This is a genomic window from Sedimentibacter sp. MB31-C6 (genome assembly GCF_035934735.1).
Classification (GTDB): Bacteria; Bacillota; Clostridia; order Tissierellales; family Sedimentibacteraceae; genus Sedimentibacter.
Genome location: NZ_CP142396.1, coordinates 2178299 through 2191111, shown reverse-complemented (window position 1 = coordinate 2191111; position 12813 = coordinate 2178299). Strand labels below are relative to the sequence as shown.

Annotated in this window: 11 protein-coding genes; all 11 read right to left on the bottom strand. The window is 31.8% G+C overall.

All coding sequences use genetic code 11. The annotated features are described in order from the left end of the window. Position 1: 1 nt before the first annotated feature. The 11 genes from glyA to alr all read right to left on the bottom strand — a co-directional run bounded on the left by glyA (position 2) and on the right by alr (position 12778). The gene (gene glyA / locus U8307_RS10375) at positions 2–1225 is read right to left on the bottom strand and encodes a serine hydroxymethyltransferase (RefSeq protein WP_326907628.1); all 1224 of its coding nucleotides are present in this window, start codon (positions 1223–1225) and stop codon (positions 2–4) included. Positions 1226–1274: 49 nt separating this feature from the next. Continuing rightward, positions 1275–3176: an aldehyde ferredoxin oxidoreductase family protein gene (locus U8307_RS10370; protein ID WP_326907626.1), complete on the bottom strand. Its 1902-nt coding sequence runs from the start codon at positions 3174–3176 to the stop codon at positions 1275–1277. A 68-nt stretch (positions 3177–3244) separates the two neighbouring features. Continuing rightward, positions 3245–4297, bottom strand: a complete 1053-nt coding sequence (locus U8307_RS10365) for a TRAP transporter substrate-binding protein (protein WP_326907624.1) — start codon at positions 4295–4297, stop codon at positions 3245–3247. Between the two features lie 12 nt (positions 4298–4309). Then, a complete protein-coding gene (locus U8307_RS10360) occupies positions 4310–5494 on the bottom strand; it encodes a M20 metallopeptidase family protein (RefSeq protein WP_326907622.1) in 1185 nt (394 codons plus the stop codon). A 36-nt stretch (positions 5495–5530) separates the two neighbouring features. Next, on the bottom strand, positions 5531–6799 hold the full coding sequence (locus U8307_RS10355) for a TRAP transporter large permease (RefSeq protein ID WP_326907620.1): 1269 nt from the start codon (positions 6797–6799) through the stop codon (positions 5531–5533). Positions 6800–6801: 2 nt separating this feature from the next. After that, complete coding sequence (locus tag U8307_RS10350) at positions 6802–7380, bottom strand: TRAP transporter small permease (protein WP_326907618.1); 579 nt, start codon at positions 7378–7380, stop codon at positions 6802–6804. A 66-nt stretch (positions 7381–7446) separates the two neighbouring features. Next, the gene (locus U8307_RS10345) at positions 7447–8613 is read right to left on the bottom strand and encodes a M24 family metallopeptidase (protein ID WP_442985546.1); all 1167 of its coding nucleotides are present in this window, start codon (positions 8611–8613) and stop codon (positions 7447–7449) included. 111 nt (positions 8614–8724) lie between these two features. Then, positions 8725–9393: a GntR family transcriptional regulator gene (locus tag U8307_RS10340; RefSeq protein ID WP_326907614.1), complete on the bottom strand. Its 669-nt coding sequence runs from the start codon at positions 9391–9393 to the stop codon at positions 8725–8727. A gap of 211 nt (positions 9394–9604) precedes the next feature. Further along, positions 9605–10399 (bottom strand): M55 family metallopeptidase, encoded by a 795-nt coding sequence (locus tag U8307_RS10335; protein ID WP_326907613.1) that lies wholly within the window; start codon positions 10397–10399, stop codon positions 9605–9607. A 50-nt stretch (positions 10400–10449) separates the two neighbouring features. Then, a complete protein-coding gene (locus U8307_RS10330) occupies positions 10450–11619 on the bottom strand; it encodes a M20 metallopeptidase family protein (protein WP_326907611.1) in 1170 nt (389 codons plus the stop codon). Between the two features lie 10 nt (positions 11620–11629). Then, complete coding sequence (gene alr / locus U8307_RS10325) at positions 11630–12778, bottom strand: alanine racemase (RefSeq protein WP_326907610.1); 1149 nt, start codon at positions 12776–12778, stop codon at positions 11630–11632. Between the last annotated feature and the right edge of the window lie 35 nt (positions 12779–12813).

The window sequence follows — 12813 nt, the reverse complement described above, 5'->3', positions numbered from 1 at the left end:
ATTAAAAGGAATATTCTGTTCCTAAAAACTGTCTGTTGAATTGCTCTACATCTTTTGATACTAATTCAGCTGGTTCTTTATCTAGCAAAATTCTTTTGAAAAATAATGCAATTGTCTCCATGTCTTTTTCTTTCATGCCTCTTCTAGTTACTTCAGGTGTACCAATGCGTACTTCAGTACTGTTTCCTGAAAAGTCATCTGAACATAATATTCCAGCCTTTTCTAAATATTGTGCAGGTGCAATGTCTATTATATCTCCTAAATCAATAAGTAAAAGATGAGTATCAGTAAATCCCCTATTTTTACCTAGAACATTAAATCCGTACTTTTCTAATGACACTGCTAAAGCTTTTGAATTTTTAACAATTTGTTTTCCATAATCATTTCCAAATTTCTTCATCTCTAATATTGATGTAGCTAAAGCAGGAAGTCTATTTAAATGATGGCTTGTAACTAATGATGGAGATATAGTATTTCCAACATTAAAAATTAGCTCTTCATTATTCGAAACAACAAAACCTCCTTGAGGACCAGGGAATGACTTGTGAGTACTACCAAACATTATATGTGCTCCCTCATTAAGAGGATTAGGAAAGACCCCTGATGCAATTAATCCAGTAACATGTGAAGCATCATAAGCGATTAAAAATCCATACTCATCTGCTAATTCTCTTACTTCCTTTACAGGTTCTGCAAAAATAGTACCTGAACCACCCATTATAACTAACTTTGGTTTTAGTTCTTTTACTTGTACTTTTAATTTTTCTATATCAACTGCTCTATCTTCATTAAAGTCCATGTATTTAACATCAATAGTCTCATTAAATTGTCTAATTTGACACATAGGACCTACTAAACCATGACCCCAGTCTTTTAAATGTACCTCTATAACTAAATCACCAGGTTCTAACAGTGCAAGTACTACAGACATTCCTGCCATATGTCCACTTATTGGTCTTAAATCTGCATATTTTGCTTTAAAAATATCTTTAACTAACTCTTGAGTAGCCATTTCAAATTCATATATATATTTATTACCTGTGTATTCTCTTTCCTGTGGGTTTTCAGTAACATAACAACCATATCTATTTCCAAAATCGCAACTTAAATAACTTCTAACTTTATTACTTGCATAATTTTCTGAAGCAATAAGGTTCAAGCAGCTTTCCCTATAATTTTCATGTTTTTTAAGCAAATTATCTATATCTCTTGTCGATTTCAACATACTAATCTCCTTTAATTTATTCAATTAACGTCTACATCTTTGCTTATTTTTAGTTTCCATTTAATTCCCAATGCAAAGATAATTTTCTCATTGTTGATTCTGTAGGATTTCCTGTTTCCTTATCCCATCCTGCAATTTCATAATAAAATTCTTTAGACTTTTCGTGGTCCTCTCTATTTAATATAATGCCATCAGTTGGCCCCTCTTTTAACGGTTCAAACATCCTTTCTGGCATTTTATCTTCTTCTTTGGTAAATCCTTCCTTAGCGTTAAAATATCTCATCATATTAATACGCCTTTCCCCTATTTGCATCAATTCATATATTGAAGTATCCCATCCTATTCCATATTTACAAAGTCCAACTAAATCATCTGGTCCGTATAGTTCCCAAGATGGTCCCCATACAAATTGACATAAACATAATGTATCTAAAACTGAAAAATATTTCTGACTTTCAAAAGCAAATCTAACTTTTTCATCATCCATTATAGTCGTATCATCATAGCCTTTATGTATCCCTATCTTAGCTAATCTTTTTCTTTCTCTACTATCAGATGACAGTAATAAAAATGGATCATGCTCACTAGATTGATGATCAGCTCCAAATGGGTTTACTGCATATACAAGACCTACTGCTGGTTTATATTGTGGCATATGAGCTGGCAACTCCTGTCCTTTTACCGTTACGCATAGGTTTATAGCTTCAGTTCCTAACTGTTTGGCTGCCCTATAACTTCCTTCAGCTAATAATTTACCAATACCTTCTTTTTTAGCTATTTTTTCTATTAACAAAGGAAGCGCTTCAGCGTTTCCAAAATTAAGCTTTATTCCTTCAGTTTCTTCATTATTAATTAACTTCTTTTCATAACATTCCATAGCAAATGCTATAGTAGCTCCACAAGAAATTGTATCTAATCCATACATATTACAAAGCTGATTAGCTAATGATATATATTCTAAATTAGTTACACCACAATATGATCCAAATGATGCGACCGTCTCATATTCTGGTCCACCATATAGAGGGTCTACCATACCATCTACTTCTACAACTCTTTTACATCTAACAGCACAAGAAAAGCAAGTATCTCTTTCTTTTAAAATGGTATCAAACATTGTAGTACCTGTTATTTTATTAGCTCCTTCAGGGAAATAGCCTGAAGTCCAATTATTTGTTGGTAAAAAACCTGCCTCGCTGAAGCCTTCCAAATCTCCATCAGTCCCATATTTACCTAATCCTGATACAGCTTCGTTTTCTTTCAATCGAGTTCTTACACTTTTTGATAATTCAGCAAATTTTTCATTGTCATATGGTTTTAATGCTTTTCTTTTAGATACTACAACTGCTTTAAGGTTTTTCGATCCCATTACAGCTCCCATACCATTTCTACCATTAGCTCTATTGCACATATTGATTATACATGCAAACTTAACTAAATTTTCTCCACCTTGACCAATTTGAGCTATTTCGACATCTTCTCTTTCTAATTCTGCTTTAATAATTTTTTCTGATTCACCTGTTACTTTACCCCATATATTATGAGCATCCTTTAATTCTACCTTATCTCCATCAATATATAAATAAACAGGTTTTTCTGCTTTTCCTTTTATTACAATAGCATCATAACCATTCCCTTTTAAATATGCTGGAAAATATCCTCCTGCTTGACTATCACCCATAGTGCCGGTAAGGGGACTTTTGGCGGTAACATTTAGTCTGCTTATTCCACTTATTGGGAGTCCGGTCAATGCTGATACAGAAAACACAAGAACATTTTCATGAGATAAAGGATCGATTCCAGTCTTTATACTTTGGATTGCCAGATAAAGTCCTAAGGCTGAGCCACCAGGATAATGTCTATAAATTTCTCCAGGAAGTGTTTTTAATTTAACATTATGTGAAAATAAATCTACCTCTAACACTTTTGCATCAGGAAATTGATTATACATATTACACCCTCCTTATATGCTAAAATTTTAGGGGAATTATCTTCCCCTTAACTTTTTATAATAAATATTTATTTTCCTTCAACGGCTGCTATTTCTTCTAAAAGAGTGTTTAATATTTTTTCTCCATCAGCACCTACCATTTCAATATATTTATCATACGCTGATTTAGAAGCTTCTTTGAATGCCGCTCTTTCTTCTTTTGTTAATTCAACTACTTCAATATCACTGTCTGCTTTAATTAAATCTAAAGCTCCACCATTAAGATCAGCTTGAGCTTCAAATGAAAAATCTACTAATTCATCTGCTGTATCTAAAATCATTTGTTGAATATCTTCTGGTAATCCATTAAAAAATTCTGGATTCACGCATGTACATGTAACATATAAGCTTGATGACCCTAATGTTAAATAATCTTGTACTTCGTAGAACTTCATTTCTTGTATTGCAGAGATTGGGTTTTCTTGACCTTCGATCATATTTAATTGAAGTCCACTATATACTTCCATATAAGGAACTGGTGTGGGATTAGCTCCATAAGCTTCGTATGAAGCTACTATCATAGGAGAAGGCATTGTTCTCATTTTAACTCCTTTCCATTTTTCAGGAGTATTAACTGGATTCTTTGTAGTCCATTCCATCGGTCCTTCAGTCCAATATGATAAAACTTGAATATTTTTCTCTAAATATTTATCTGATAATATTTCATTTAATGCTTTACTTGTTTTAAACACTTCTCTGTTTACGTCCATATTTTCTGAAAATAAAAAGTGCAAAGAGAATAGTTGATTTTCTGGAACTATTGTACCAGTATTTCCCGGGGATACCATAGCAAATTCTAATCCGCCGTTTTGTAATAATTCAGCTTGTTGAGTAGCATCACCAATTTGTCCTACAGGGTAAATATCTATATTAATTTTACCACCTGATTTTTCTTCAAGAACTTCGACAAATTTTTTTACATAAACATCTTGAATACTTCCATTGTTTTCTTCATGCGCAAATCTCCAATTATATGTCTCTTGGTCCCCACCTGCAGTTGGTGAAGTAGTGTTTTCTCCGCAACCTACTAACAATATTGTGATTAGTAATATAGATATTGAACTTAAAAATAATTTCTTCATTACATTTCCTCCTTAATTTTTATTATTTAGAAAATCTAAAGCTGTTCTTACATGCATTTCTACTCCATATTTAAGAGTATCTTCGTCAATATTAAACATTGGATGATGATGAGGATAATTAGTTCCTTTTTCATCATTACCATTACCAATAAAGTACAATATACTGGGAACTCTTTGCGAAAACTCAGCAAAATCTTCCCCTGCCATGTTTCTATATTCAACAACGTTGTTGTCTACACCATAAGTTTCAAATGCAGCCTTTTTCACGTAATTAACCATATTTGCATTATTAAGCAATGATGGATTGCTAGGGATGAATTTTAAATTATATTCAACACCCATAGCTTCAGATATTCCCTTAATAACCCTTTCAATTTTTTCTAATAAAATTTTCTTTTCTCTTACTTCATCTTTAAATAAAAATCTAATGGTACCACCTAACTCAACCTTTTCAGCAATTATATTTCTACCAGTTCCGCCATTTATCTTTCCTACCATTATGGTTATAGGGAATAAAGGGTTAATTTCTCTTGTTTGGATTGATTGCAAACTTTGTATTATATTAGTTGATGCTAAAATTGGGTCAATGGCTGTATGTGGTGAACCTGTATGACCTGATTTACCTGTTATAGTAAGCTCAAACTCCTCTAAAGCAGCCATTATCGGTCCTTCTGCAATTCCTATCTCACCACTCTTTAGTGGTGTCCATAAATGTATTCCAAGTGCACCATCAACTTTTGGATTATCTAACATACCCTCATTTATCATATCCAGTGCTCCCGCCTCTTCTTCGTTAGGTTGAAATACAAACTTTATATTTCCTTTAATATTATCTTTATAATTAGATAATATTTTCGCTGCTATCATTAACATAGCAGTATGACCATCATGCCCACAAGCATGCATAACACCTTTATTAGTAGATTTATAAGGAAGCCCTGTCTTTTCCATTTGTGGCAATGCATCCATATCCGCTCTAAGCATTACAGTCTTACCTGGTTCCCTTCCTTGTAGCAACCCAACTACTCCAGTTTTTGCTACGTTTTTCACTTCCAAGCCAAGATTTTTCAAATAATCATATACAATTTTAGAAGTTCTATATTCTTCATATCCTAATTCAGGATACATATGAAAGTCTCTACGTAAATTTATTAATTCACCTTCTAATTCTTTTATTTCCTTTTTTAAATACTTCATAATATACTCTCCTTGAGTTTAATAATATTCCTCATATTATTTAACAGATATTAGAGATATTTCAGGGAATGCTATAATTAATATAGATATAACTATAAGCATAATTAAGTATGCTGGAAGTCTTCTAACTACCTTTATAAAAGGAACATCCCATATTGCACTAGCAGTAAAAATATTACATCCAAATGGAGGACTTATAGAAGCAATTGCTGCTTGTAGCGTTACAATAATTCCCATTTGAATTGGATGAATTCCTGCTTGAATAGCCAGTGGGAAAAATATAGGTGTCAATATTACTATTGCAACAATAGAATCTACAAACATACCTGCAATAAAAAATGCTATTGATACAGTTATTAAGACCATTAATGCTGTAGGATTTGGACCTAATATTGATTCAGTAATAATCTGTGGTATCCTGGCGTATGATATAGCCCATGAAAATAAACATCCTGCTGCTACTAATATAAATACTGCTGTTGTTACTACGGCAGTAGAAAGAGCAATATTTTTGAAATCTTTAAATTTTATTGACTTATAAATAAAAACTTCTAATATAGTTGCATATAATACCCCTATTGCAGCTGCTTCAGTAGGACTAAACATTCCAGAATAAATACCTGCGAATATAATTAAAGGAAATCCTAATGCGCCAATTGATTTTTTAAATGCTGCTAATCGTTCACTAGCGTTAAATTTCTTTCTTCTTGCTATTTTTTTTCGTTTAGCATTAATATAGTTATAAATAGAGAAAAACATTAAAATTATTACACCCGGCAACACCCCTGCCTTAAACAAATCCCCTACAGATGCACCTGTAACCACACAGTACATAATCATTGAAATACTTGGAGGAATTAATAGTGCTATAATTGAAGAGCTAATTATTAGAGCAGTAGTATCTTCATCTTCATAACCAGAAGAAACTAATCTGTTTCTCATTGGTTTACCTATTGCAACAACAGTAGCTTGTGTTGAACCAGAAATTGCTCCAAATAATGTACATGCAGCTGCTGTAGTAATTGCCATACCTCCATGAATATGTCCAACAAAAGCATCTACAATGTCTAATAGTCTATTAGATGTTTCTCCTGCACTCATTATATCTGCTGCAAAAATAAACATAGGAACTGCTAAAAGAACTTGAGTTGAAACTCCAGCTATTAATTGTTGAGTGGCTAATTGCGGTCCAAGATTTGGAAAATAACATATTATAACTGCTAACGGTGCAACAATCATTGAAATATACATCGGAAAATTCAATACAAATAATAGGAACATTATGCCCATAAGCATCCATAACATAATTATAACGCCTCCTTATTTTCATCTACAGCAGCGTCAATAAAGCTATTTAAATCAGTAAGTATTTCTTCTTCTATAGATATATGTATCTCACTTGTTATGTATAGTTCATCCTTATTCATAATGTTTAATATAAAAGTTCTGATATATTCTATAGATACAAGTAAGAATCCTACTGGTACAGTAGTATATATTATGTACATTGGCATCTGTAGAGCAGGTGTAACTCTACCTAAGCCTTTAACAGACATAACATATCCAAATGCTAAATAAGTAATATAGATCATAGCTACAGCTGAAACAATAGAAATGATGATAATAAACACCTTTTTCTTCTTATTATTGACTTTATCAAAAACTATTGACATTGAAATATTTCTTCCTTTTCTTGCACAATATTCAAGTCCAAAAAAAGATATAAGAACCAGCAAAGCTTGGCCTACCTCCTCAGAAAAAGTTAAACTACTGTTGAAAATGGTTCTCATAATAACGCTTATTATAAGTAATGCTGCCATCCCTATAACTGAATAGCTCAAGATGAATTCTTCAACTTTAGTTACAACGTTCATAACTTTGTTCATAAATTTGCCTCTTTCTTATTAATTTTTGTTGAAGGACTAAACGCCCTTCAACGTATAACCTTACATTTATTTAATTAATAGCTTTCTTGGATAATTTGTAAATAATTCAATGCCAGTTTCAGTAACTCTAAAGGATTCACTTATATCCACACCACAATCATCAAGCCATATTCCAGGAATCATATGAAATGTCATATTTGGCTGTAATATAGTTTTATCACCAGGTCTAAAGCTTGCTGTATGTTCACCCCAATCAGGAGGATAATTTAAACCCATTGCATACCCTATACGTGAATCCTTAATAAATCCACTTTTTGCTATACTGTTAGCCCATACTCTTTCTACCTCTTCACAAGTAATTCCAGGTTTGATAGAATTCAATGCATTTGTTAATCCTTCAACAACTACAGATGCTAAATCTTTAACCTTTTGCGGAGCATCACCTAATATTAAAGTTCTAGAAAGCGGACAATGATATCTCCTATAGCAGCCTGAGAGTTCAAGGATAACGGTATCCCCGTCTCTATAAGACTCGTCTGTCCAACTTAAATGAGGAGTAGATGTCCTAATACCACTTGGCATTAATGGAATAATTGATGAATAATCCCCACCATAAGATTCGGTCCCTGAAATTTGAGCATGATATACCTTTGCTGCTGCATCATTTTGTCTTATTCCAACATCAATTGAATCATAGGCAGTTTCCATAGCTTTTTCTGCAATTTTTGAAGCTTTTCTGATATATTCAATTTCTGCATCAGACTTAACTATTTTCACCCAATTGACTAAGTTTGTACCATCTGAAAACTTAGCATTTGGCAGATGTAATTCAAGTCTTTCTTGACATTTTGCAGTATAATAATAAGTATCCATTTCAGTTGCTATTTTTTTATTTTCGTAGCCTTTTTCTTTGATTATGTCAGATACAAAATCCATAGGATGCTTAATTAATGATTGAACATAGTCATCAGTATAAGGTCTTATATTCTCTTCATTAATCCACGAAGTAAGTCTAGCTGCATTAGCATCTTGTCCCCTTCCAACCCAAATTGGTTCATCCTGATCTGCCATAATAATTAAGCATTGATGAACATAGAATGACCATCCATCAAATCCAGAAATATAATTCATGTTTGCGGGATCTGTTACAATTAAAACTTCAATACCGTCATTTACCATCTTATGCTTTGTGCGATTAAGCCTTGACTTGTACTCATCAACTTGAAAATACAATGTTTTGTTCAATTTAAAACCTCCTCAAAATTATTATAATTTAATCAAGTATATTGTCATCTGTCGACAATGCTTGAAGAAAATAACAACTTAATAATTATTTACAATTGATTAGAATCTACCTTCTTTATAAGAAAAAATGTGGTTCCTTAGTGATTGCTTACTCATTTCTATATCTTTATTTCTTAAGTTATCAATGATGTCATAATGATCTGTGGCAGTCAATAATAAATTTCCAGTTTCATTAGTATCAAAAAGCATTGCAATCCTTAATTGGAAAAATATATCTTCAAGTATTTTTACTCTTCTTTTACTGCCTGACTTCTGCCATAAATACTTATGAAATTCAGTATCTTTTACATTGATTAAGATAGCTTTATTTTTATCACTTTTATTAGAATTTCTAACATTGACCATATCTTTTACCAAATATTCTAAGTGTTTAAAATCTCTATCATTCAGTTTATCTTCTTTTATAAGGATATTTATAATATCGTTTTCAAGTAAAAGTCTTATATCAAAAATCTCTTTAATATCCTCTATAGTGAACTTCGTAACATATGTACCTTTTCTCGGTATTAAAGTTACTATACCTTCTTTTTCAAGTTCTTTAATTGCTTCTCTAACTGGTGCTCTACTTATACCTAACTTAAATGCAACTTCAGATTCTAAAATATGATCTCCTTCTTTATAAACGCCAGATAAGATTGATTCTTTTATATAATTAGCAACTATACTGCTTAGATTTTCACGATTATATCTATTTTTTACATTCTCCATAAATAAAATTTTCCCCGCTTTTCAATATTATGTACAACCATTATATTACTATTTTGATTAATTATAACACGAATATTGTCGACAATCAACTATTATTATGTTAATTTATTGACATAATATAATGTAGCACCCCCGGTATGCATGCAATGCATACCCTACGTTGTGTGATTGTCATTTTGTTGGCAGTACGCGGGACGCATGCTATGCGTCCCTACGAAATAAACATCCTTGTTGTTGCAAGTTGCATTACATCTTTTGCACTATATGAAACTGTACTTGAATTTATTTGAGTCACTCCCGGATAATACGATGCTCTTTTTGCTTCTTTATGTTCTTTATAACATATTTCAACATTAAATTTTTCTGGTATTTGGATTTTACATGAAGTTATATGTTTCAACCCAGCTTTTACTTTTTCTTTAATTAAATCACATGCGTAATCTGGATTAATACTTATAGTTGCACCACCTATTCCTTCTTTTACTGCTACTGTTTCTATCCCCTTATTAAATTCTTTTGCTTTTTCACAAAGCATTTTATCTCCACTTAAAAATACCACAGGTACACCATAGCTTGCCGCAATATATGAATTAATAGTAAATTCCGAAGCTAGTTCACCGTTAATTTTCATATAGTTGTTATTTGTGTTCATAGTATGGGATAAGGGACTACCGTCAAACCCAGCACCTGAGTGATATCCGATGAATATTGCTGCATCAAAGGTATCATCTATTCCTGCAACCATTGATTCTGGACAGTTTGTCCACCCTCTACTTAATTTTACACATCTAGGTAACTTTGTAATATCTATGTTTCTTGCTGAATCGTGAGCATCTTTAACAAAAACTTCCTTTGCACCCATAGCAATTGCTCCTTCGCAAGCAGCAATTGTTTCCTTTGTCATTTGTTCTGCAAATTGTTTGTAATCGTGATTTCCTAAAGTAGTTTCACTCCATGAAGTAACTCCTGTAACACCTTCGATATCTACACTAATAAATACTTTCATTTTTCCCTCCATATATTATCTTAATTATTGCTAGGAGATTGTCCTAGCTTTTACTTCAACAATGATAAAATATTTTGAACTTGTAAGAAAACTCCTACCTTTAAACATTCTTCGTCAATATCAAAATTATTTGTGTGAATAGGGGCTGTAATACCTTTTTTTGCATTTCCACAACCTAAATGAAAAAATGCACCTTTCGCTATATCTGAGAAGTATGAGAAATCCTCAGCTCCTAAGCTTGGATACTCCTTATAAACTATATTTTCACTTCCTAAAAATTTTTCAGCATTTTCCTTTATAACGTCAACAACTTCATCATTATTTATTAAAGCTTCATAGCCATCATAAAATTCTACTGTTCCCACTCCTCCAAAGGATTTAGCTGTATTTACTACAATATCTGATATTCTTTCTTTTACATAACTTCTAGTTTCATTGTCCAATGCTCTTAATGTACCATTAATCATAACTTCGTCAGCTATTACATTACTTTTTATTCCTCCTGTAATTTTCCCCAAAGAAAGTACAACTGAGTTTAATGGAGAAATATTTCTACTTACAATTGTTTGAAGTGAAGTAATAACATGTCCTGCTATAATTATTGCATCAGTTCCCAAGTCAGGATATGCTCCATGAGCAGATTTACCTTTTAATTTAATGCTAACAGAATCTGTAGATGCATTGAGTTTTCCATATTTAAGTTCAACCTTGCCAACATCAATATAAGGCATAACATGCAACCCTAATACATAATCAACTTTTGGATTCAACATACAACCAGCTTGTACCATTCGTTCTCCTCCACCTACACTTTCTTCAGCAGGTTGGAAAAACAGCTTGATATTGCCTTTCAATGAATCTTCCATTTCTTTTATGATTTTACCTATACCTAAAAGAATTGTAGCATGAGCATCGTGACCACAAGCATGCATAACCCCATGATTAATAGAACAGTATGATTGATTATTCTTTTCATTTATTGGAAGAGCATCAATATCTGCTCTCAACCCTACAGTAATACCTTTTTGTTTACCTCTGATTATTCCAACAACTCCAGTATCAGCACATACATAATTTTCTATTCCCCAGTCATTTAAATATTCTTGAATTTTTGATTGTGTTCTAAATTCCTTTTGCCCTAATTCTGGATTTTTATGAAAGTCTCTTCTTATTTTTACTAATTCATCAAATATATCATTAACTCGCATTTTTACATCCATATTACTCCCCCTAAAGTAAATAATTTACAATATCTACAACTTTTCCATCTTTTATGTATACTCTTGGTGTTCTCATAGTAATTCTACATACTATGTCATTCTTATTAGTTCCTGCTAATTTTGACATTTCTTCAATATCTATTGTGTTATTTGTTTTATCTCCATATATTATAACTTCATCACCAATTTGAGCTTCAGGGATATCAGTTAAATCTACCATACACTGATCCATACAAATTACTCCGATAATTGGTGCCTTTTTACCATGAATTGTTACAATACCTTTATCTCTCATACTACGAAGATATCCATCTGCATATCCAAAGGGAAGCGTACCTATTATACTCTTTCTATTTGCCTTCCAAGAATAACTATAACTTACACCTTCTCCTTCTTCAAGTGTTTTTATATGATATATCTTAGATTTAAAAGTCATTGCCTGTTTTAGTACTATAGTATCATCTTCGAATGATTTCAAGCCATAAATTAAAGATCCTGGCCTTATCATATTTAACCTGTATTCTGGATAATCTACACCAGATATACTGTCACAAATATGCTTATATTTAAATTTCATGCCCTTATCCTCTAATTGTCTAATTGCATTCATAAATTTATTATATTGTATGTCATCATCATTTTTGCTAGTTAAAGCAAAGTGTGAAAATATACCTTCTAAAGTAATATTTTTAAGTTTTTTCATTTTTACTATTTCTGCTATACTATCTTGATTATTTTTGAATCCAAGACGATTGAATCCAGTATCATATTTTATATGAACAACTGAATTTTTATTATTTTTTACACCTAATTCATTTAATATTTCTGCTTGATTAAAAGAAAAAATAGTTTGAGTAATATTACTTTCAACTACATAGTTTAAATATTCATCTGGAGTATAACCCATTATTAGTATATTGTAATTCTTATAATGTTTTCTTAACTCCAATGCTTCTGTAAGTGTAGCAACAGCAAGATAATCCGCTCCATTTTCCATTATTGTGGGTGCTATATTAACAGCTCCATGACCATATCCATTAGCCTTTACAACTGCAGTTATTGCAACATCTTTTCCAACAAATTCTTTTATTTTGCTCACATTATAACCTATATTGTCTAGATTTATTTCTACATATGTATCTCTTAAAAGTTGCTTCACCTTTAACCTCCAATTAATTCTCCTTCTGCTTTTCC